This window comes from Aquaspirillum soli (assembly GCF_054781915.1).
Genome location: NZ_BAAGTM010000001.1, coordinates 33,557 through 55,037, shown reverse-complemented (window position 1 = coordinate 55,037; position 21,481 = coordinate 33,557). Strand labels below are relative to the sequence as shown.

General features: G+C 49.7%; 20 protein-coding genes and 4 tRNA genes. 7 read left to right on the top strand and 17 right to left on the bottom strand.

Features of this window, described 5'->3' with window-relative positions:
* Positions 1-14: 14 nt before the first annotated feature.
* The 16 genes from rpoB to ACYVJG_RS00220 form a co-directional block, all read right to left on the bottom strand.
* Positions 15-4,124, bottom strand: a complete 4,110-nt coding sequence (gene rpoB, locus ACYVJG_RS00295) for a DNA-directed RNA polymerase subunit beta (protein ID WP_460429280.1) — start codon at positions 4,122-4,124, stop codon at positions 15-17.
* A 179-nt stretch (positions 4,125-4,303) separates the two neighbouring features.
* Positions 4,304-4,672 (bottom strand): 50S ribosomal protein L7/L12, encoded by a 369-nt coding sequence (gene rplL / locus ACYVJG_RS00290; RefSeq protein ID WP_460429279.1) that lies wholly within the window; start codon positions 4,670-4,672, stop codon positions 4,304-4,306.
* 58 nt (positions 4,673-4,730) lie between these two features.
* Positions 4,731-5,234 carry a 50S ribosomal protein L10 gene (rplJ, locus tag ACYVJG_RS00285; protein WP_022654467.1) on the bottom strand — a complete coding sequence of 168 codons (504 nt, stop codon included), beginning with the start codon at positions 5,232-5,234 and terminating at the stop codon, positions 4,731-4,733.
* Positions 5,235-5,498: 264 nt separating this feature from the next.
* A complete protein-coding gene (gene rplA, locus ACYVJG_RS00280) occupies positions 5,499-6,197 on the bottom strand; it encodes a 50S ribosomal protein L1 (RefSeq protein WP_022654468.1) in 699 nt (232 codons plus the stop codon).
* Positions 6,197-6,628: a 50S ribosomal protein L11 gene (rplK, locus tag ACYVJG_RS00275; protein ID WP_022654469.1), complete on the bottom strand. Its 432-nt coding sequence runs from the start codon at positions 6,626-6,628 to the stop codon at positions 6,197-6,199. The genes rplA and rplK overlap by 1 nt, the downstream gene beginning before the upstream one ends.
* Before the next feature lie 138 nt (positions 6,629-6,766).
* The gene (nusG, locus tag ACYVJG_RS00270; RefSeq protein WP_022654470.1) at positions 6,767-7,300 is read right to left on the bottom strand and encodes a transcription termination/antitermination protein NusG; all 534 of its coding nucleotides are present in this window, start codon (positions 7,298-7,300) and stop codon (positions 6,767-6,769) included.
* A 3-nt stretch (positions 7,301-7,303) separates the two neighbouring features.
* The gene (gene secE / locus ACYVJG_RS00265) at positions 7,304-7,657 is read right to left on the bottom strand and encodes a preprotein translocase subunit SecE (protein WP_460429278.1); all 354 of its coding nucleotides are present in this window, start codon (positions 7,655-7,657) and stop codon (positions 7,304-7,306) included.
* An 82-nt stretch (positions 7,658-7,739) separates the two neighbouring features.
* Positions 7,740-7,815, bottom strand: a tRNA-Trp gene (locus ACYVJG_RS00260).
* Between the two features lie 12 nt (positions 7,816-7,827).
* Positions 7,828-9,018, bottom strand: coding sequence for an elongation factor Tu (gene tuf / locus ACYVJG_RS00255; RefSeq protein WP_460429277.1), 1,191 nt, complete (start codon positions 9,016-9,018; stop codon positions 7,828-7,830).
* 43 nt (positions 9,019-9,061) lie between these two features.
* A tRNA-Thr gene (locus tag ACYVJG_RS00250) sits at positions 9,062-9,136 on the bottom strand.
* A 17-nt stretch (positions 9,137-9,153) separates the two neighbouring features.
* A tRNA-Gly gene (locus tag ACYVJG_RS00245) sits at positions 9,154-9,227 on the bottom strand.
* Between the two features lie 40 nt (positions 9,228-9,267).
* A tRNA-Tyr gene (locus ACYVJG_RS00240) sits at positions 9,268-9,352 on the bottom strand.
* A gap of 140 nt (positions 9,353-9,492) precedes the next feature.
* Positions 9,493-9,747, bottom strand: coding sequence for a YfhL family 4Fe-4S dicluster ferredoxin (locus tag ACYVJG_RS00235; protein WP_022654604.1), 255 nt, complete (start codon positions 9,745-9,747; stop codon positions 9,493-9,495).
* 68 nt (positions 9,748-9,815) lie between these two features.
* Entirely contained in the window at positions 9,816-10,406 is a 591-nt protein-coding gene (gene rsmD, locus ACYVJG_RS00230; protein ID WP_460429276.1) for a 16S rRNA (guanine(966)-N(2))-methyltransferase RsmD, read from the bottom strand.
* 58 nt (positions 10,407-10,464) lie between these two features.
* The gene (locus ACYVJG_RS00225) at positions 10,465-11,799 is read right to left on the bottom strand and encodes a M16 family metallopeptidase (RefSeq protein WP_460429275.1); all 1,335 of its coding nucleotides are present in this window, start codon (positions 11,797-11,799) and stop codon (positions 10,465-10,467) included.
* Positions 11,789-13,156, bottom strand: coding sequence for a M16 family metallopeptidase (locus ACYVJG_RS00220; protein ID WP_460429274.1), 1,368 nt, complete (start codon positions 13,154-13,156; stop codon positions 11,789-11,791). The genes ACYVJG_RS00225 and ACYVJG_RS00220 overlap by 11 nt, the downstream gene beginning before the upstream one ends.
* A gap of 178 nt (positions 13,157-13,334) precedes the next feature.
* Between ACYVJG_RS00220 and ftsY the strand changes: the two genes are divergently transcribed.
* From ftsY to bioA, 5 genes are all read left to right on the top strand, one after another.
* Entirely contained in the window at positions 13,335-14,438 is a 1,104-nt protein-coding gene (gene ftsY / locus ACYVJG_RS00215) for a signal recognition particle-docking protein FtsY (RefSeq protein WP_460429273.1), read from the top strand.
* Positions 14,439-14,477: 39 nt separating this feature from the next.
* A complete protein-coding gene (gene ftsE / locus ACYVJG_RS00210) occupies positions 14,478-15,128 on the top strand; it encodes a cell division ATP-binding protein FtsE (RefSeq protein WP_027405420.1) in 651 nt (216 codons plus the stop codon).
* A gap of 7 nt (positions 15,129-15,135) precedes the next feature.
* Positions 15,136-16,044, top strand: coding sequence for a cell division protein FtsX (locus ACYVJG_RS00205; protein WP_022654598.1), 909 nt, complete (start codon positions 15,136-15,138; stop codon positions 16,042-16,044).
* Positions 16,045-16,248: 204 nt separating this feature from the next.
* Positions 16,249-17,118 (top strand): RNA polymerase sigma factor RpoH, encoded by an 870-nt coding sequence (gene rpoH / locus ACYVJG_RS00200; protein ID WP_460429272.1) that lies wholly within the window; start codon positions 16,249-16,251, stop codon positions 17,116-17,118.
* Positions 17,119-17,180: 62 nt separating this feature from the next.
* Positions 17,181-18,539, top strand: a complete 1,359-nt coding sequence (gene bioA / locus ACYVJG_RS00195; RefSeq protein ID WP_460429271.1) for an adenosylmethionine--8-amino-7-oxononanoate transaminase — start codon at positions 17,181-17,183, stop codon at positions 18,537-18,539.
* Between the two features lie 5 nt (positions 18,540-18,544).
* On the opposite strand, the gene ACYVJG_RS00190 is transcribed toward bioA, so the two are convergent.
* A complete protein-coding gene (locus tag ACYVJG_RS00190; protein ID WP_460429270.1) occupies positions 18,545-19,036 on the bottom strand; it encodes a TlpA family protein disulfide reductase in 492 nt (163 codons plus the stop codon).
* A gap of 89 nt (positions 19,037-19,125) precedes the next feature.
* Here ACYVJG_RS00190 and ACYVJG_RS00185 point away from each other — a divergent pair, with 89 nt between their 5' ends.
* Positions 19,126-20,103, top strand: a complete 978-nt coding sequence (locus ACYVJG_RS00185; RefSeq protein WP_460429269.1) for a carbohydrate kinase family protein — start codon at positions 19,126-19,128, stop codon at positions 20,101-20,103.
* 90 nt (positions 20,104-20,193) lie between these two features.
* Positions 20,194-21,480, top strand: coding sequence for a glutamate--cysteine ligase (gene gshA / locus ACYVJG_RS00180; protein WP_460429268.1), 1,287 nt, complete (start codon positions 20,194-20,196; stop codon positions 21,478-21,480).
* Position 21,481: the final 1 nt, after the last annotated feature.

Sequence of the window (21,481 nt, the reverse complement as noted above, 5' to 3'; positions counted from 1 at the left end):
ACTGCTCACGGGGTTTAATAGTGATCGAGGTCGATATCGAGGCCAAGCGAGCGGATTTCTTTCACCAGCACGTTAAACGACTCTGGCATGCCCGCTTCGATCTTATGCTCGCCCTTGACGATGTTTTCATACATCTTGGTACGGCCAGTCACATCATCCGACTTCACAGTCAACATTTCTTGCAAGGTATAGGCCGCGCCATACGCTTCCAGCGCCCACACTTCCATCTCACCGAAACGCTGACCACCGAACTGTGCCTTACCACCCAATGGCTGTTGCGTCACCAAAGAGTACGGACCGGTTGAACGGGCGTGCATCTTGTCGTCCACCAAATGGTGCAGTTTCAAGAAGTGCATCACACCAACGGTCACTTTACGATCAAAAGCCTCGCCAGAACGACCATCAAATAAGGTCATCTGTGTTTTAGAACCGTTGAAGCCTAAACGAGCGGTTAGCGGATCATCACTTGGATAAGCCAGATCTAACATGCGACGAATTTCTTCTTCTTTTGCACCGTCAAACACGGGGGTAGCAAACGGAACGCCGCCGGTTAAATGGCGTGCCAATTCAATCACTTCGTCATCAGTCAGGCTAGCAATCTCTTCCGATTTACCGGTAGAGTTGTAGACCTTATCTAAATACTCACGCACTTCCGATACGTTGCGTTGTTCACGCAACAGGCGATCGAACTGTTTGCCTAAACCTTTTGCGGCCCAGCCAAGGTGAACTTCTAAGATCTGACCCACGTTCATCCGTGAAGGCACACCCAACGGGTTGAGCACGATATCCACAGGGGTACCGTCTGCCATATAAGGCATATCTTCAATTGGCAGAATTTTGGATACCACACCCTTGTTACCGTGACGACCGGCCATCTTGTCACCAGGTTGCAAGCGACGCTTCACTGCCAGATAGACTTTGACCATCTTGATCACGCCTGGTGGTAATTCATCACCTTGCGTCAGCTTACGGCGTTTGTCTTCGAATTTGAGGTCAAATTCTTCACGCTTCTGAATCAGTGACTCTTTCATCAGCTCAAGCTGCTTCGCCACTTCTTCATCGGCCATACGAATCTCAAACCACTCGTGGCGAGAAGGTAAACCTTCCAGATACTCTTTCGAGATTTCTGCACCTTTGGCCAAACGCTTAGGACCACCATTCGCGGGTTTACCCACGATTAGACGCTCGATCCGAGCAAACGCATCGGCTTCAAAAATACGAATCTGATCGTTCAAATCTTGACGATAGCGTTTCAGTTCTTCGTCAATGATCGATTGTGCACGTTTGTCACGTTCAACGCCTTCACGGGTAAAGACTTGAACATCAATCACGGTACCCGTCATACCAGTTGGCACACGCAACGAAGTGTCTTTTACATCAGACGCTTTTTCGCCAAAAATTGCACGCAGCAGTTTTTCTTCCGGTGTGAGTTGGGTTTCACCTTTTGGTGTCACTTTACCCACCAGCACGTCACCAGCCGTTACTTCAGCACCGATATAGACGATACCTGCCTCATCCAAACGACCTTGCATCCGTTCAGATAAGTTTGGAATGTCACGGGTGATTTCTTCTGGCCCCAGCTTGGTATCACGCGCAACCACGTTCAGTTCTTCAATATGAATCGAGGTATAGCGGTCTTCTGCCACCACACGCTCAGAAATCAGAATCGAGTCTTCGTAGTTGTAGCCATTCCAAGGCATAAAGGCGATGGTCATGTTCTGACCCAGCGCCAATTCGCCCAAGTCAGTGGAAGCGCCATCCGCAATCACATCACCCGCTTCAACCACATCACCCACTTTAACGATTGGGCGTTGGTTGATGTTGGTGTTTTGGTTAGAACGGGTGTACTTGGTGAGGTTGTAGATATCAACACCCACTTCACCGGCCTGTGCTTCATCATCATTGACACGGATCACCACACGGCTGGCATCCACATAATCAATGCGACCACCACGACGCGCGGTCACGGTTGTGCCCGAGTCAATTGCCACCGAACGTTCGATACCAGTACCAACAAAAGGTTTTTCTGCACGCAAGCAAGGCACAGCTTGACGTTGCATGTTCGAACCCATCAAGGCGCGGTTAGCATCATCGTGTTCCAAGAATGGAATCAGCGAAGCAGCCACCGACACAATCTGGCTCGGTGCCACATCCATGTATTGCACACGATCTGGCGTGGCAAGGATGGTTTCACCTTTTTCACGACACGTGACCAGCTCATCCACCAAACGACCTTCATCATCTAATTCAGCGTTGGCCTGTGCAATCACATAGCGGCCTTCTTCAATCGCTGACAGATATTCGATGTCATTGGTGACTTTGCCATCAATCACTTTACGATATGGGGTTTCTAAGAAACCATATTCGTTAGTGCGCGCATAGCAAGATAGCGAGTTAATCAGACCAATGTTTGGACCTTCAGGCGTTTCAATCGGACAAACACGGCCATAGTGAGTCGGGTGCACGTCACGCACTTCAAAACCAGCACGCTCACGAGTCAAACCACCTGGGCCCAAGGCTGAAACACGACGTTTGTGCGTGACTTCAGACAGCGGGTTGGTTTGGTCCATAAACTGCGACAGTTGGCTAGAACCAAAGAATTCTTTGATAGCAGCACTGACTGGTTTTGCATTGATCAAGTCGTGAGGCATCAAGTTTTCAGACTCAGCTTGATTCAAGCGCTCTTTTACCGCACGCTCAACACGCACCAAACCAGCACGGAATTGGTTTTCAGCCAATTCGCCAACCGAACGCACACGACGGTTACCCAAGTGGTCAATATCATCGACTTCACCGCGACCATTACGCAGTTCAACCAAAATCTTGATCACCGAAGTAATGTCTTCACGCGATAAAGTCGGTTCGCCTTCGATCTCATCACGACCAATACGGCGGTTGAACTTCATCCGACCAACACGAGATAAATCGTAGGTTTCTGCATTGAAGAACAGGCGTTGGAACAACGCTTCTACCGCTTCTTCTGTAGGCGGTTCGCCAGGACGCATCATGCGATAAATCGCAACTTTCGCTTGCTCTTGCGTTTGGACGTCATCCGTACGCAAGGTTTGCGAGATAAAGGCACCTTGATCGAGCTCGTTGGTGTACAACACGTCCAGCTCGGTCACCGAACCCAAAGCCAACTTAGCAATCGTTTCTTCGGTGATTTCATCATTGGCACGCAAGATAATTTCGCCAGTGGTACGGTCTACCACATCCGAAGCCACGACTTTACCGAACAGCACATCGTGCGGCACTTCTAAACGTGTGATACCCGCGTTTTGAATGTCGCGAATCGATTTAGCAGTAATACGCTTATCTTTTTGTACCAACACACGACCATCAGCGGCAACGATATCCGCTTTCGCAATTTCGCCCTTCAGACGCTCAGCAACCAGCTCCATATAGATGCCATCAGAGGTCAAATAGAAGCGGTCGAAGCTGAAAAATTCACCCAGGATTTCTTCATTGGAGAAGCCCAACGACTTCAGCAATGTGGTGACAGGCATCTTACGACGACGGTCGATACGGAAATAGAGCAGATCTTTGGCGTCGAATTCAAAATCTAACCAAGAACCACGATAAGGAATAATCCGAGCGGAGAACAGCAGTTTGCCAGAACTATGAGTTTTACCACGGTCGTGTTCAAAGAACACACCAGGCGAACGATGCAGCTGAGAAACGATAACCCGTTCAGTGCCATTGATAATAAAAGAACCATTGTTGGTCATGAGTGGAATTTCACCCATGTACACATCTTTTGGCCCTTCTTTAGCATACCATTGGCCGCTTTCGCGATCACGTAATGCTAATTTAATCCGTGCACGCAGGGGCGCTGCATACGTGATGCCACGCAATTGACATTCCTGAACATCAAAGGGGGGATCGCCCAAGATATAGCCATCGTAGAGCAAACGTGCGCTGCCGTTGTGACTCTCGATTGGGAAAATGGAGCGGAAAGCCGCTTCCAGACCCACGTTTTGCCGCGTTTCCTGCGGCACGCCAAGTTGCAGAAACTCGGCATAGGAGTTGATCTGGGTAGCTAACAGGAAAGGCACATCGAGAACGTTCGCACGCTTGGCAAAGCTCTTACGAATACGCTTTTTCTCAGTGAACGAATAACTCATAGAGTCTCCATCGAGGTGGGGCGCAAGACACCAAAAGTCGGCAATCGGCCCAAAAAACGAATATCGACTTTTACTGTCTCGGATAGGGCTCTGTATTTTGACAGACCGCGGCTTGACTATAAGCGCAACAAGGCTGGCAGATTTCTCTACCAGCCTTAAAAAATGAATCAGCTAAAAGCTTACTTCATTTCTGCTTTCGCGCCGGCTTCTTCCAACTGTTTCACGATGGCTTCAGCTTCAGCTTTAGCAATGCCTTCTTTAACAGCTTTAGGTGCGCCGTCAACCAAGTCTTTGGCTTCTTTCAGGCCCAAACCGGTGATTGCACGAACCACTTTAATGACGTTCACTTTTTGATCGCCAGCGGATTGCAGGATCACGTCGAATTCGGTTTTTTCTTCAACAGCAGCAGCAGCGGCAGGACCAGCAGCAACAGCAACAGCAGCAGCGGACACGCCGAATTTCTCTTCGAATGCCTTCACCAGGTCATTCAATTCCATAACGGTCATACCACTAACGGCGTCGAGGATGTCTTCTTTAGAAATAGCCATGTAAAAATCTCCTGGATTTTAGAACTATTAGCACATTGCCAATAGCGAAATATCAATGTTAAGCAGCGGCTTCTTCGCCCTGCTTTTTCTCGGCCAAAGCAGCCAAAGCGCGCGCAAAGCCAGCCACTGGAGCTTGCATAACGAACAGCAATTTGGACAGCAATTCTTCGCGGCTTGGGATAGAAGCCAACTGGGCAACGCCAGCAGCATCCAACACTTTGCCGTCATAAGAGCCGGCTTTCACCACGATTTTTTGATCCACTTTTGCAAAGTCACTGATGACTTTAGCAGCAGCGACTGGATCAGCAGAAATGCCATACACCAGTGGGCCGACCATTTGCTCAGCCAGACCCTCGAACGGGGTACCAGCCACTGCACGACGTGCCAGGGTGTTTTTCAACACACGCAGGTACACGCCTTGCTCACGTGCTTTTGCACGCAGCTGGGTCATGCTGGCCACGCCAATGCCGCGATATTCGGCGACTACGATAGTTTGGGCTTCAGCAACTTGTGCTGCAACCTCAGCTACCACCGCCTTTTTATCTTCAAGATTGAGACTCAAGGTCTACCTCCTAAGATGATGGAACGGGTAACAGATGCTACCCACCTCTCTTGGCGACCTTCTTCAGGAGACATCACAGATATTAGCCCTTGCGGGATAATCATAGAGCCTGCTTTCGGGTACACCATCTGCGCAGGGAACCGGTGTTGCCGGTAATTAAGTTTCCCCCTACGGTCTTGGACAATCTGATGCTGTCTGTGACGACAGCACCAGCCCAAAGCCATTGACCGATGAAAACAAGTTTCATCGGCCCATTAAGCATTCTTACTGAGCAACAACAGTGGCAGTGTCAACACGAACACCCACACCCATCGTGCTGGAAACCGCTACTTTTTTCAGGTATTGACCTTTAGAGCTAGCTGGTTTTGCTTTTAACAAAGCTTCGATCAATGCAGTCAAGTTTTCACGCAGGGCTTCTGCTTCGAAAGAAGCACGGCCAATCGTGGCGTGAATGATACCGGACTTGTCAGTACGATATTGCACTTGACCTGCTTTGGCATTTTTCACTGCCTCAGCAACGTTTGGAGTCACAGTACCAACTTTAGGGTTAGGCATCAGACCACGTGGGCCCAAGATTTGACCCAACTGACCCACGATACGCATTGCATCAGGCGAAGCGATCACGACGTCGAAATCCATCATGCCGCCTTTGATTTGCTCGGCCAGGTCTTCGAAACCAACGATCTCAGCACCAGCAGCTTTAGCTGCTTCGGCATTCGCACCTTGGGTGAACACGGCAACACGCACGCTCTTACCAGTGCCACGTGGCAACACCACAGAACCACGAACGACTTGGTCAGATTTACGTGGGTCAACACCCAAGTTCACTGCAACGTCGATGGATTCGTCGAATTTAGCTGTTGCTGCGCCTTTGACCAAAGCCAAAGCTTCGTCAGCGGAGTACAGTTTGTTGCGGTCAACACTGGCTTTCAGTGCTGCTAAACGCTTAGAAACCTTAGCCATTATACGCCCTCCACTTCGATACCCATGCTGCGAGCAGAACCAGCGATTGTACGCACAGCAGCGTCCATATCAGCAGCAGTCAGGTCGGGCTGTTTGGTTTTTGCGATTTCTTCAAGTTGTGCACGATTTAACTTGCCAACTTTGTCCAAATGAGGCTTTGGACTGCCTTTTTGCACACCAGCGGCTTTTTTGATCAAAACAGTCGCAGGTGGTGTTTTCATGATAAAGGTGAACGACTTATCAGCATAAGCCGTGATCACCACAGGAATTGGCAGGCCTGGCTCTAAACCTTGGGTTTGAGCGTTAAAAGCCTTACAAAATTCCATAATATTCAGACCACGCTGACCCAGAGCTGGGCCAATGGGTGGCGATGGATTTGCTTTACCAGCGGGCACTTGCAGCTTGACATAGCCGACAATTTTCTTTGCCACGTTATCACTCCTAATACGGGTATTAACGCAGGTAAAAACCTGCTTCCCTTTTATCACTGCCTGTTAATATGTTAATACAACAGGCGACTCAAAATTGGCACAGCATGGTTGCACAGAGGACAACCCACTTTGGCCAAATCAAATTTTTTCGACTTGACCGAACTCTAATTCGACAGGGGTATCGCGGCCGAAAATTTGCACTGATACACGCAAGCGATTACGTTCATAATTCACTTCATCAACCGAGCCATTAAAGTCGGAGAAAGGCCCATCAATAACGCGGACTTTCTCGCCCACTTCAAACAGCACTTTAGGCCGTGGTTTTTCCACACCTTCTTGAATTTGCTGCAAAATGGCTTCGACTTCTTTAGGCGAAATCGGTGCTGGGCGATTAGGTGTGCCACCGACAAAACCAGTCACTTTTGGTGTACTTTTCACCAAGTGCCAAGTTTCATCGCTCATTTCCATTTGAACCAGCACATAGCCAGGGAAGAACTTGCGCTCTGTTAAAGAACGCTTGCCGTTTTTAATATCCACGACCTCTTCGACCGGCACTAAAATCTGGCCAAAGCGATCTTGCATACTTTCGCGTTCAATGCGCTCTCGCAACGCTTTTTGCACGCTTTTCTCAAAGCCTGAATAGGCATGAACCACATACCAACGCATTGCCATGCATTAACCTCGCTGGAGAATCACATCATAAAACAGCCAAGATAGGCCGCTATCTACCAGCCACATGAATGCAGCAAGTACGACCACAAAGAGAAAAACTAATCCGGTGAGCTGCGACGCTTCTTTGCGAGTCGGCCAGACAACCTTCTTTGCTTCTACCAAGGATTCTTGGCCATAGATAACAAAGTTTTTTCCAGGCTGAGAGGTCAACAACAAACCAGCGGCCAATACCACGCCAAGAATCACGCTCAAGACGCGCAACACACCCTGCGTTTCGGGGAGAAAATAAAACACAGAGATGCCAGCAACGACTAAAGCCGCTGCTGCAAAAAACTTGAGCTTATCTTGCAGTTCCATTGCTAGCCTTTGGCTTGCCTATTAACAAGGTGAATTCTGATACAGAAAAGACTAACCGGTGACGAGCACCGGTTAGTCTAATTGGCAGGCCAGGAGGGTCTCGAACCCCCAACCCTCGGTTTTGGAGACCGATACTCTACCAATTGAGCTACTGGCCTAAAAACCTTTTATTACTGAATGATCTTGGCAACGACACCGGCGCCGACGGTACGACCGCCTTCACGGATAGCGAAACGCAGACCCTCTTCCATAGCAATAGGGGCGATCAATTCAACAGTGATAGACACGTTATCACCAGGCATCACCATTTCCACGCCTTCGGACAAGCTAACAGCGCCAGTCACGTCGGTGGTACGGAAATAGAACTGTGGACGGTAGTTAGCAAAGAATGGGGTGTGACGACCACCTTCTTCTTTGGACAACACGTACACTTCAGCAGTGAACTTGGTGTGTGGGGTGATAGAACCTGGCTTAGCCAACACTTGGCCACGCTCAACGTCTTCACGCTTGGTACCACGCAACAGCACGCCCACGTTGTCACCCGCTTGACCTTGATCCAGCAATTTGCGGAACATTTCCACGCCGGTACAAGTGGTTTTGGTGGTGGCTTTCAGACCCACGATTTCGATTTCTTCGCCGACTTTCACCACGCCACGCTCAACACGGCCAGTCACCACGGTACCACGACCGGAGATGGAGAACACGTCTTCGATTGGCAACAAGAATGGCTTGTCGATTGCGCGCTCTGGTGTTGGGATGTAGCTGTCTAATGCGTCAGCCAGACGGAAAATAGCAGGTTCGCCGATGTCGGACTGGTCGCCTTCGAGGGCTTTCAGTGCCGAACCTTTCACGATTGGAGTGTCATCACCTGGGAAATCGTAGGAAGACAGCAGATCGCGCACTTCCATTTCCACCAGTTCCAACAGCTCTTCATCGTCAACCATGTCACACTTGTTCAGGAACACGATCACGTAAGGCACGCCCACTTGGCGAGCTAACAGGATGTGTTCGCGAGTTTGTGGCATAGGACCGTCAGCAGCGGAACACACCAAGATCGCGCCGTCCATCTGCGCTGCACCGGTAATCATATTCTTCACATAGTCAGCGTGACCTGGGCAGTCAACGTGAGCGTAGTGACGGGTCTCGGTTTCGTATTCGACGTGAGCGGTGTTGATGGTAATGCCGCGTGCTTTTTCTTCGGGAGCGCTGTCGATCTGGTCGTAGCCTTTGGCTTCACCGCCGAATTTTTTCGACAAGATAGTGGTGATTGCAGCGGTCAGCGTGGTTTTACCGTGGTCAACGTGGCCAATGGTACCTACGTTAACGTGGGGCTTGGTACGCTCGAACTTCTCTTTTGCCATGATCGGACATTTCCTTTGACTTTTAAGCCAAACAAAAAGAAGATGGTGCCCATGGGCGGAATTGAACCGCCGACCTCTCCCTTACCAAGGGAGTGCTCTACCCCTGAGCTACATGGGCCTTTTGACTTATTGCACTGGAGCGGGTGAAGGGAATCGAACCCTCGTCGTAAGCTTGGAAGGCTTCTGCTCTACCATTGAGCTACACCCGCCTGCTTAACACCGCCAATTTAAAACTATTACAACAAATTCTGGTGGAGGGAGAAGGATTCGAACCTTCGAAGGCAGAGCCGTCAGATTTACAGTCTGATCCCTTTGACCGCTCGGGAATCCCTCCTGAAAGAGACCCGAACTATAAAGACATCTCGTAGACCAGTCAAGCGCTTTTTGCAAAAAATTTTTGCGGAAAAAGTAAAAAAGCCCGCATAAACGGGCTTTTTTATTTCAATTCATCAGGTTAGCGGACTGCATTCAGTCTTACGCCGATTTACCCGTGATGATCAAATATTTCTGATACAGCTCATCATGGGTTTCTTGGTGCGCAGGATCCAAAGGAATACAGTCCACAGGACAGACTTGTTGACACTGTGGCTCGTCATAGTGACCCACACATTGCGTACAGAGATTGGGATCAATCACATAAATCTCTTCACCCTGCGAGATCGCATTGTTGGGACATTCCGGTTCACAGACATCACAGTTGATGCATTCGTCGGTGATGATTAAAGCCATACTATTTTCCTCAAGTATTTACTTCGTGGTGGATTGTGGCATTGCTACCGCTTCACTGCAAGACAGCACTAAGGCGCTGCCGCAGCTAATCGCAACAGACCGTAATGCACATGACCCGCTTTTGCTTGTTTCACCACATCCCAACCAGACAGTTGCTCAGGCTCTGGCCACAATCCAGTTTCAATATAGACACAACCGGTAGCCGTCAGTAATCCTTGCTGTTGGATCAACGTTAATGCTTTAGGTAATAAATCGGAAGCAAAAGGCGGATCAAGAAAGATCGTATCAAATGGCACTTTCGCTTGTCGCATCCACGCGAGTGCATCCGTTTGCACCACTTGTACGGTATGCGCAGTCAGTTGTTTTTGATTGTCCTTTAATGCCGCCACAGCGATACGTGAGGCCTCTAACATAAATACCGCTTTTGCCCCACGAGAGGCAGCTTCAAACCCAAGAGCACCGCTGCCTGCAAAAGCATCTAAACACAACTGGCCAGTCATTTCTTGTCCCAACCAGTTAAATAAGGTTTCACGAACTCGGTCTGGAGAAGGGCGTAAGCCTTCACTATCGGGAAAAGTAATCAAGCGGCGGCGTAAACTGCCGCCGATAATCCGCACTTTGTGGCTGCCTTTATTCTGACTACGTGCTGAATGTGACATCAATCATCCAATATAAAATCGCTTAAGTTGCATTTTAGCATTGGCGTTGCTCTGGCGATTAAGGCTCAACACCCACCATCACCCGTTGCCATTGTTGGGAAGCCACACGGCGCGCAAAAGCTTGTTGAATTTGCTCACGGCTGACAGCGGCAATACGTTGGGTGTAAGCAGAGAGAAAATCATCGGGCAAACCATAGAAACCTATTACCGCCGCATAGTCGAGCAATTTACGGTTGTTATCTAGGCGCAACGGGAAACCCCCAATGAGATGATTTTTTGCCTGATTCAACTCCTCAGCCGTTGGCCCCTGCGTAATAAATTGTTGAACCACCGAATCGATTAGGTTCGCCGCTTTATCCGCATTCTTTTTTTCTGTGGCCAACTGAATCACGAAGGGGCCAGCTTCACGCAATGGACTCATATAACTGCTCACACCATATGTCAGCCCATGCTGATCGCGCAGCACTTTCATCAAACGCGAGTCAAATCCCCCGCCGCCCAAAATATAGTTGCCGACCAAAAGCGGATAGTAGTCAGGGTCATGCCGTTGCAGCAGCGGCATTCCCAACATGATATGCACCTGAGAGGACGAATGAGGCCGTTTAATCAACGATTGAGAAGCAACCGCAGGCACTTTGTTTAATGTGGCCTGTGGCGAACTGGGGCGTGGCAGCTTTTGGGTAAGCGATTGAGCAATATCTCGAGCATCCTGTTGGCTAATATCACCGACGAGCGTGACTGTAGCGGAAGCGGCCTGATAGTGTTGTTGCCAGAAGGCTAAAATGTCGGCGCGTTGAATACGAGAAACCGTTGCAATCGAAGTCAGCGCCTCATATCCATAAGGATGGTTTGGGTAGATGGCAGAGGTCAATAAACGATCTGCCACACTTGCCGCATCCGTTTCCGCCTGTTTTAAGCCCTCGATGGTGCGTTTTTTTTCACGCTCAACCGCTGCCACAGGAAAACTGGGATTGGCTAATAAATCTGTTAATAACGCTAAAGCAGCCGTACGCTGTGGCTCACTGCTTAAGGTTCGCAGTTGTAAGCCAGCGCGCTCCGTTTCAATGGAACTACTGAGGCGCGCTCCTTGATCGGCCAGTTTTTCTGCTAAGGCTTGTTCAGAATATTGTGTCGTTCCGGCTTGCAATAACGATAGTGTCAGGGCAGATAACCCAGCTTTTTGTGGTGAGTCGCGCCAAGAACCCGCATTAAAATCAACCCGCACATCTAATATCGGTTGATTACGGCTCTCGATAAACACCACTTTCGCACCCTGTTCGGTTTGCCAGCGCAGCAACTGTTGGGCCTGAACCCAACTGGTACTCAACGCCATCCCCAAAGCCAAAGCAGCCACTTGCACCTGTCGCCACGGTTTCATCACCTTAGTTAGCATGTTTTGCCCCTTTTGCGATTGCAACAGTTGTCGTTTTTTCTGGTAATAACACACCGACAGTTAAACGCTGATCGACTAGATAACGCTGAGCCACGCGTTGAATATCGGCAGTGGTCACTGCAAGCAACTGTTCTAACAAAGTGTCTTCCTGACGCCAATCGAACCCTAATGATGCCAACCGCCCCAAATTCATGGCCTGACCAAATAAAGAATCTTTTTCATAGACCCGTGAAGCGCGCATTTGGGTACGCAGACGTTGTAACTCGCTGTCACTCACCCCGTGTTTCACCAATTGCGCCAGCTGTTTACGAATGGCCATTTCCATATCCGTCACAGCCACCCCTGCCGCCGGCACTGCGGTAATGGTAAATAGCGCAGCACCCCGTCCCAGCATGTCGTAATCCACATTCACTGAACTGGCGGATTTCTGTTCTCTGACCAGTGTTTTCGGCAATCGTGATGACTCTAGCCCATCCAACACCGCCGCCAGCATCGCCAACGCAGGGGCATCTGTTTGCGCTTGATTGGGCGATAGACGAGGGACTTGCCATGCCATAGCAAGATAGCTCAGCTCGGAAGGACGACGGACCGTAAAACGTTTGAGACCTAACGGTTCCGGTTCTTGTCGTGGCACGATGTTCGGAATGGGACGTTTTGGTAAAACACCAAAGTGTTTTTCAGCCATGCGGAACACGTGCTCTGGTTTAACCGCGCCAACAATCACCAATGTGGCGTTGTTTGGTGCATACCACATTTGATACCACCGCCGTAAATCACTGGCCTGCATGGTGTGTAGATCATCGGCCCAACCAATAATCGGATGACGCGCTGGGTTGGCGACTAATGCTTGGGCAGACAATTGTTCAAATAACACGCCTGTCGGCTGATCATCAGTCCGCAAGCGGCGTTCTTCGCGAATCACTTGAATTTCTTTAGCGAATAAATCATCAGCAATCCGCAAATTCCCCATCCGATCGGCTTCTAGCCGAATGGCCTCTTCTACGCGATCTGCCGCTAATTGTTCAAAGTAAACCGTATAATCACGGCTGGTAAAGGCGTTGTGTTTTCCACCTAAAGCAGCAATGCGTCGCGAAAATTCACCGTCACCAACCTGTTGTGTGCCACGGAACATCATGTGTTCTAATGCGTGGGAAACACCGGTTAACCCTTGGCTTTCATCGACCGAACCGACGCGATACCACAGTTGTGACACCACAACTGGGGCCCGTTCATCGGTACGGACAATCAGCTTTAAGCCGTTATCAAGAGTTTTTTCTACCGTTTCTGCCTGTGCTGTGATCGAGACACCAAGCAGCAGACCACACAACACCGAACGCAGAGAAAAAAGCTTTGCCATGATGGTTCATGTCCTAAGCAGAAGAAAAACCGAATACAATTCCGATTTTGACCGGCTTGCCACTGTCAACCAGTTGGCTTGCCACCACGATGACAGTCAACACCCTTGTGCCAATTGCGCTGACTGACTGTTGTAATGTCACCTGTTTTTATTTCGCAGATGGTTTATCAATTCTCTCATGTTTAGTTTCTTCAAAAAGAAAAAACCGCCAGTTGTTGAGCCCGTTGTTAGCACCGAGCCCACCACACCAACAGCCCCCCCTGCCGAATCAATCGAACCTGTGGTGGTATCCGAGCCTGTTATCGAGACAAAGGTTCCCGTCACCGTCACCCCACCACCACCGCCTGTAGCAGCAGAGGCGCCAGCTTCTCGTAAATTGTCATGGACAGAGCGGCTGAAAAGTGGCCTTGCCAAGACACGCGATAAGCTAGGTAAATCGCTGGCGGGGTTGTTCGGTGGGGGCAAAATCGACGAAGACTTGTACGAAGAACTCGAAACAGTCTTATTAACCGCTGATATGGGCGTCCCTGCTACCACACACTTATTAAAAGAAGTGCGTGAGCGTGTTTCCTTAAAAGGCCTCAAAGACGCCAGTGAATTAAAAGGTGCGCTGAAAGATGCCCTACATGAACTGATTTTGCCGTTGGAAAAACCGTTACAAACCGATCAACATCGTCCTTTTATTATCCTGATGGCGGGGGTAAACGGTGCAGGTAAAACCACCTCGATTGGTAAATTGGCCAAATATTTCCAAGGTCAGGGTTTATCTGTCTTGCTCGCCGCAGGGGATACTTTCCGCGCAGCAGCACGCGAGCAACTGGCTGAATGGGGTGCACGTAATAATGTGACCGTGATTTCTCAGGAAAAAGGGGATGCCGCTGCCGTCTGTTTTGATGCCATTCAATCTGCCATTGCCCGCAAAATCGATATTGTCTTGGTGGATACAGCAGGACGGTTGCCCACCCAGTTACATTTGATGGAAGAAATCAAAAAGGTCAAACGTGTCATTGACAAAGCACTCCCCGGTGCACCACATGAAGCCTTATTGGTATTAGATGCCAATACCGGACAGAATGCCCTCACACAAGTGAAAGCCTTCGATGATGCCTTGGGCTTAACCGGTCTAATTTTGACTAAATTGGACGGTACAGCAAAAGGGGGCGTGATTGCGGCCATTGCTCGCGAACGCCCCGTGCCACTGCGCTTTATTGGTGTTGGTGAGACCTTAGACGATTTACGTCCTTTCCATGCCCGTGACTATATCGATGCGTTATTCGATTAAGCAAAGCTAACCATGACCAGCGCCCCCTCACCCAACCCGATGATTCAATTTTCTGAAGTCAGCAAAGTGTATCCTGGCGGGATTGAAGCTCTTAACCAATTGACCTTTCAAATCGACAAGGGTGAGATGGTGTTTCTTGCCGGCCATTCAGGGGCCGGCAAATCCACCTTGTTGAAATTGATTGCTGGCATTGAACGTGCCAACCGTGGGACAGTGACAGTGAATGGGCAAAATCTTTCTAAGATGCACCCCACCGAACTGGCCTATCTACGGCAACACATTGGTTTGATTTTTCAAGATCATAAAATTCTGTTCGACCGCACTGTGCATGAAAATGTGCTGTTGCCATTAGAAATTATTGGTTTTGATCGCCGAGAAGCCGCCAAGCGTGTTCGTGCCGCGCTAGACAAGGTGGGCTTGCTTAATAAAGAGAAAATGAATCCGGTGCGCTTATCCGGTGGTGAACAACAGCGCCTTTGTATTGCCCGCGCCGTCGTCCATCGACCCGCCATTTTGTTAGCCGACGAACCCACCGGCAATCTCGACCGCGCTTATGCACAGGATATTATGGAGTTGTTTAAATCCTTCCATCAGGTTGGCGTCACGATTGTGATCTCAGCCCACGATGAAATATTGATGCGCGAATATGGCCAACGCACTATTCGGCTTTCTCAAGGCAAACTAGGCTAGGGTGTGTATGCAACGCTTTTTTTATTTACACCTGCGGGCAGCAAGCCAAGCACTCCGCACACTACTCCAGCAACCCTTAAGCAGTTTATTAGGACTGGCGATGTTGGGATTGGCCGTGGCACTGCCGGTTTGTCTGTATCTCTTGGTCAGCAGCGCCCAACAATGGAGCCAAGGGTTGACCGTTAAGCCCGAAATTACCGTCTTTATGGAGCTGAATGCCGAACGGACTGATGTTGTCGTGGTGGATGAACATTTGCGCCAGCATAAGTTAATCGCCGACTATGAATTTATCAGCCGTGAACAGGCGCTGAAAGTCTTACTAGAAAAACAAAATCTACAAGACATCGGCCAAGCCCTCGGCGGTAATCCCCTACCAGATGCTTTTATCATCCGCCCAAAAGAACTGACGCCAGAACAGATGGAACAGTTGGCGGTGGAACTCAGTCACTTACCGCTGGTCGAAAATACCCAATTTGATGCCGGTTGGGCGCGCAAATTGGCACAAATTTTGGCTGTGCTACAACATTTCACCTTGGTGTTAGGTGCAAGCTTGGCAGTGACCTTACTGTTGGTCACCCATAATATGATTCGTATGCAGATCTTGGCACACCGTGATGCGATTGAAGTATCAAAATTGATCGGTGCTCCCAATCCCTTTATCCGGCGGCCTTTTCTCTATTTGGCAGTGTGGCAAGGGGGGATTGCTGCGGCATTAGGATGGGGATTGGCTCAAGCCTTTATCGCGACACTCAATCCTTTGATTGCTGATTTTGCCGCGCTCTATCATAGCCAAGCGGAACTACACAGCCTAAATTTGGAAGAAAGCGCCTTGTTGGTTGTCAGTATCATTGGCCTCTCTTGTTTAACTGCAGCATGGACATGCACGCGCTTATTGCGCAAACTGGAACCACGCTGATGCCAACCGTATTTAAGACAAGGTTAATATAGTGGTTAAACAATGGTCACATTCGATCGCTGCTTTAAGTCAGTTTTGATAGAGAAACACTATAGTTGCGATAAAAAAATACTTGACTAAAAAACTAGTCTATTTCTAGCACTCTCCATAGACGAGTGCTAGAATAAAAACAAAGAAGACATCTTCCGGAAAGGAAAGCGAAAGATGAGCAAAGCATTCGCATTACCAATTCCATCCAGCAACGGCAGTCTGGAGAGCTATATCGCAGCGGTGAACAGCATCCCGATGCTGACCCCAGAACGTGAACTTGAATTGGCAACCCGTCATCAAGAACATCAGGACATTGACGCTGCCCGCGAACTGGTGATGTCACACCTGCGAGTCGTGGTGTCGATTGCACGCGGCTATTCTGGTTATGGCTTACAACAGGCAGACTTGATTCAAGAAGGCAACATTGGCTTGATGAAGGCGGTCAAACGCTTTGAACCCACCCGTGGTGTGCGGCTATTTTCTTTTGCAGTGCACTGGATTAAAGCGGAAATTCACGAATTTATCTTGCGTAACTGGCGCTTAGTGCGTATCGCCACCACCAAACCACAGCGTAAGTTGTTTTTTAACCTGCGCTCGATGAAACGTGGCTTTAGCGCACTCAGCGATAGCGAAGCACAAGATATTGCTTTGGCTTTAGGCGTGAAACCCGAAGAAGTACGCGAGATGGAAACCCGCATGAGCGGGCAAGACATCGGTTTGGTCGCAGACAACGACGATGATGATGCGTTTTCGCCTATCGATTGGCTTGCCGACCACGACAACGAACCCACCCATCAAATTGAACGCAAAGCCTTCGACCGCTTACAAAAAGAAGGGATTCACGAAGCGTTAGAAAGCCTCGACGCACGGAGTCGCCGCATTATTGAAGCACGTTGGTTAGCTGACGATGGTGGCTTAACCCTGCATGATTTGGCTGCTGAGTTCAATGTGTCGGCAGAACGTATCCGTCAAATTGAAGCGAAAGCCCTACAAAAAATGCGTAGCGCGATGCTACAAAATCACAACGAAATCGTCATCGCTTAATACTTGTTTTCGCACACTGACAACAGGCCCCTCGTGGGCCTGTTTTTTATGGAAGTCGCCCGATGTCGCCCTCTCAGGATTTATTAGCACGCAGCCGCGCAGCAGTTTGGCACCCTTGCACCCAAATGCAACGTCACGAAACCCTACCGATTGTCCCTATTATTCGTGGGGAAGGCAGTTGGTTATATGGTGAACAAGGCGCTCGTTATTTAGACGCCGTCAGTTCATGGTGGGTTAATTTATTTGGTCATAATGAGCCACGCATCAAAGCCGCCATCAGCCGCCAGATGGATCAACTGGAACATGTGATGCTGGCAGGGTTTACCCATCGGCCGGTGGTTGAACTGTCAGAACGTCTTGGTGCGTTATCTGGGCTGGGCCATGCTTTTTATGGATCGGATGGCGCTTCGGCAACAGAAATTGCCTTGAAAATGAGCTTTCATTATTGGCGCAATCAAGGACAACCAGAGAAAACGCGTTTTGTGCATCTCGAAAACAGCTATCACGGTGAAACCGTTGGTGCACTGGCAGTGACGGATATTCCCTTATTTCGTCAAACCTACGCCCCGCTGTTACTTGAAGGTCTATCGGTACCGTGTCCGGATAACCGACACGCCAGCACAGACATCAATGCAGAGCAACTCGCCGAACACGCCGCACAGGCAGTAGAGCAGTGCTTCGCCACACAACATCAACAGATTGCCGCCATGATCGTCGAGCCCTTAGTCCAAGGGGCGGCCGGCATGGCAATGTATCACCCACATTATTTACGGCGTATCCGCGAGCTGTGCGATCGTTACGACGTGTTATTGATTGCAGATGAAATCGCCGTTGGCTTTGGCCGTACCGGTCGCTTCTTTGCCCACCAACACGCCGAGATCACACCTGATTTTCTATGTTTATCAAAAGGGATTACCGGCGGCTATTTGCCGTTATCTGTCGTGCTCACCACCGATGCGGTCTATCACGCTTTTTATGATCCAGATGTCACACGCGGCTTTTTACATTCACACAGCTACACGGGGAATCCTTTGGCTTGTGCGGCGGCGCTGGCGGTGCTCGATATTTTTGAACAAGATCAAGTATTGCAGTGCAATAAGCAGAAAGCCGAGGCTTTCACCCAGCAATTACAAGGCTTGTGTGATTTACCGTGGGTCACACATTTCCGCCACTGTGGGATGATTTGGGCGTTTGATGTGGTCTGCGAACGCAATGATTTTGCCCTCGCTTTTTTCCGTGAGATGTTAAAACACGAATGTTTGGTGCGACCCATTGGGAAAACGGTGTACTTTATGCCGCCTTATTGCACCACTGAGGCAGACATCACTCATCTTTATCATGCCACTCGTGCCAGTTTGGCCGCCGTCTGTGGCAACCAAACGACCCCTACGCATACCACCGTAGAACCTAAAATGGCCTAAACCGTTTAGAGACGCGGTTTAACGGCATCTAGTAGGTTTTGTTCGGTGATTTTACCGGTCAGACGGGCCGTGATATTGCCATCACGGTCTAGCACCACGGTAAAAGGCAAAGCGCCGATTTTATTGCCAATCGTCCGCATCAACTCCAAAGCACTGTTATCCGCCACCAACAGTGGATAGGTAATAGAAAATTGTTGGGCGAAATTTTTAACGGGGATTTTCTGATCCAGAGCAATCCCCACTACCGCGACACCATGTGGGCCAAACCGTTGTGAAAAGGTGTTTAACATCGGCATTTCTTCGCGGCAAGGGGCACACCATGTCGCCCAAAAATTGACCACCACCACTTTCCCACGCCAATTTTCAACCGACTGTAGTTTGCCATTCACATCAGGAAAACGCGCCTGATCGAGTGCTGAACCTGCCCACGCAGAGAGGGGACTGCAAGCAGCAATCAATGCGGCCATCATCAAATGGCGGCGGCTAAACAATGCCATATTTTCATCCTTTTTGTGCTTGTTGCATGGTGATCGCCGACTGATGCGCTTAGAATGTTTGCTCTTTTTCTGATGTAAAGGCAACAGCAATGTCGATCTTGGTCTGTGGCTCGGTGGCTTACGATACCCTACTGCATTATCCCGGTCATTTTCACCAACATCTCTTAAGCGACCATTTGCACCGACTTTCGGTGTGCTTTGTGACACCAGAATTGCGGCGAGAGTTCGGCGGCTGTGGTGGCAATATTGCCTATACCTTACACCAACTAGGAGCCCAGCCTTTATTGATGGCGACAGTCGGTAAAGATTTTGCCAGCTATCACGACTATCTGAACCAACAAGGGATACGGACCGATTATATCCGTGTCTTGCCAGCGCACTACACTGCACAATGTTTTATCAATAGCGATCAAGACGGTAACCAAATCACTGCTTTTCATCCCGGTGCAATGAACTTTGCCGATCAAAATCAGATTAGTGAAGTACGCGAGGCGGTGAAATGGGCGATTGTTGCCCCGACGGGACGAGCAGGGGATATTGCCTTTCCGCCTCAACTCGCTGCGGCACAGATTCCTTTTATTTTCGACCCCGGCCAAGAGTTACCATTATTGAGTGGGGAAGAGCTTTTACACTGTGCCAAACTGGCTCATGTGCTGACCTTAAATCAATATGAAGCCGAGCTATTTACTGAACGCACCGGACACGCTGCCCATACCCTAGCAGGGCAAGGCCAACTGCAAGCGGTAGTGATTACACAAGGGGCTGGCGGCAGTGACGTCTATCTTGCCGATCACACCACCCTGCATGTCGCCGCCGCCCCCATCAGCCAAGCGATTGACCCCACTGGTTGTGGAGATGCTTTCCGCGCAGGCGTGTTGTATGGTTTACACCAAGGGTGGTCATGGTTGAGTATTTTGCAATTTGCCAGCGTACTCGGCGCCATCAAGATTGAACACCAAGGGGGACAAAATCATCGTTGTCACTTACCAGAGGTGTTACAACGTTGGCAGAGCGCGTATGCTGAACCGGCCTTGCCACCGGCCCATCAGACGGTATGCCCTACCTAAATTCCGGATGAAATCGTCGTGTTTCGATTGAAAATGCGGCGAGGCACCGCCATAGATGAGCCTTTGAATCCCAAACAATAGGGAAAGAGTATGCCCGTACCTTCGCTAGCAACCCACTTGACCGGCCCGTTATTGGAACTAGAGCGGCGTTTTCTTGCTGCCCAACCACAAATTGAACACTGGTTCCGTAATCAATGGAGCAACCATCAAGCCCCGTTCTATGGTTCAGTTGATCTACGCAATAGTGGGTTCAAACTGGCACCGGTGGATATGAATTTATTCCCCGGTGGTTTTAATAACCTCAATCCCGATGCGTTGCCGTTGGCGGTACAAGCCGTTGCCAGCGCCGTTGAACACGCCTGCCCCCGTGCCAAAAGTATATTGCTGATTCCAGAAAACCATACCCGCAACACTTTCTACCTGAAAAATATCGCCGCCTTACGGCATATTCTAGAAACGGCTGGGTTACAGGTGCGTTTAGGTAGTTTGTCGCCAGATATCAATGAGATCACCCAACTGGATGCGGGCGATGGCGTACAACTGACCCTCGAACCGCTACGCCGCGAGGGAGATCGGGTTACCGTCGGTGATGATGGCTTTGATCCATGTATTGTTTTACTGAATAACGACTTATCCGCCGGCATCCCTGATCTGTTACAAGGCATTAAACAAACTCTCTTACCACCGCTTCACGGTGGTTGGGCCGTGCGCCGTAAAACGCAGCATTTCAGTGCTTTCGACCAAGTGGCTACCGAGTTTGCCAACTTACTCGATCTCGATCCGTGGTTAATCAATCCTTATTTTGCCGGTTGTCGTGCGCTCGATTTTCACGAGCGACAAGGCGAAGATGAATTAGCCGATACTGTCTCCGACATTCTGCAGCGGATTGGCAGCAAATACCGTGAATATGAAATTGATGTGGCACCGTTTGTGATTGTGAAAGCCGATGCAGGGACGTATGGCATGGGTGTGATGACTGCCAAAAGTCCTGATGATGTGCGCGGCCTCAACCGCAAGCAACGCAATAAAATGTCGGTGATTAAAGAAGGGCAACAAGTCAGCGAAGTGATTGTGCAAGAAGGGGTGTATACCTTTGAAACCGTGGGTGAAGCCGTTGCCGAACCAGTGATTTATATGATGGATCGCCATGTGGTCGGTGGGTTCTATCGTGTACATACGGGACGTGGCCGCGATGAGAACCTGAATGCCCCCGGTATGCACTTCTCGCCGATGAGTTTCGATGGCGCATGTTTGCCCGACCGGACTTGTGGCCCAGAAGACTCAACAAACCGTTTATATGCCTATGGTGTTGTGGCACGTCTTGCCCTGTTAGCTGGGGCACTCGAACTTGAACGCACCGCACCGACTGCCGCCTAAG

Bases quoted from the DNA above. Each gene is read 5' to 3' on its own strand.
- rplA (WP_022654468.1), bottom strand. From the start codon at position 6,197: ATGGCTAAGGTTTCTAAGCGTTTAGCAGCACTGAAAGCCAGTGTTGAC.
- ACYVJG_RS00225 (WP_460429275.1), bottom strand. From the start codon at position 11,799: ATGCTAACTAAGGTGATGAAACCGTGGCGACAGGTGCAAGTGGCTGCT.
- ACYVJG_RS00205 (WP_022654598.1), top strand. From the start codon at position 15,136: ATGCAACGCTTTTTTTATTTACACCTGCGGGCAGCAAGCCAAGCACTC.
- gshA (WP_460429268.1), top strand. From the start codon at position 20,194: ATGCCCGTACCTTCGCTAGCAACCCACTTGACCGGCCCGTTATTGGAA.
- ACYVJG_RS00220 (WP_460429274.1), bottom strand. From the start codon at position 13,156: ATGGCAAAGCTTTTTTCTCTGCGTTCGGTGTTGTGTGGTCTGCTGCTT.
- rpoH (WP_460429272.1), top strand. From the start codon at position 16,249: ATGAGCAAAGCATTCGCATTACCAATTCCATCCAGCAACGGCAGTCTG.
- rplL (WP_460429279.1), bottom strand. From the start codon at position 4,672: ATGGCTATTTCTAAAGAAGACATCCTCGACGCCGTTAGTGGTATGACC.
- ACYVJG_RS00235 (WP_022654604.1), bottom strand. From the start codon at position 9,747: ATGGCTTTAATCATCACCGACGAATGCATCAACTGTGATGTCTGTGAA.
- secE (WP_460429278.1), bottom strand. From the start codon at position 7,657: ATGGAACTGCAAGATAAGCTCAAGTTTTTTGCAGCAGCGGCTTTAGTC.
- rsmD (WP_460429276.1), bottom strand. From the start codon at position 10,406: ATGTCACATTCAGCACGTAGTCAGAATAAAGGCAGCCACAAAGTGCGG.
- ACYVJG_RS00185 (WP_460429269.1), top strand. From the start codon at position 19,126: ATGTCGATCTTGGTCTGTGGCTCGGTGGCTTACGATACCCTACTGCAT.
- rpoB (WP_460429280.1), bottom strand. From the start codon at position 4,124: ATGAGTTATTCGTTCACTGAGAAAAAGCGTATTCGTAAGAGCTTTGCC.
- ftsY (WP_460429273.1), top strand. From the start codon at position 13,335: ATGTTTAGTTTCTTCAAAAAGAAAAAACCGCCAGTTGTTGAGCCCGTT.
- nusG (WP_022654470.1), bottom strand. From the start codon at position 7,300: ATGGCAATGCGTTGGTATGTGGTTCATGCCTATTCAGGCTTTGAGAAA.
- tuf (WP_460429277.1), bottom strand. From the start codon at position 9,018: ATGGCAAAAGAGAAGTTCGAGCGTACCAAGCCCCACGTTAACGTAGGT.
- bioA (WP_460429271.1), top strand. From the start codon at position 17,181: ATGTCGCCCTCTCAGGATTTATTAGCACGCAGCCGCGCAGCAGTTTGG.
- ftsE (WP_027405420.1), top strand. From the start codon at position 14,478: ATGATTCAATTTTCTGAAGTCAGCAAAGTGTATCCTGGCGGGATTGAA.
- ACYVJG_RS00190 (WP_460429270.1), bottom strand. From the start codon at position 19,036: ATGGCATTGTTTAGCCGCCGCCATTTGATGATGGCCGCATTGATTGCT.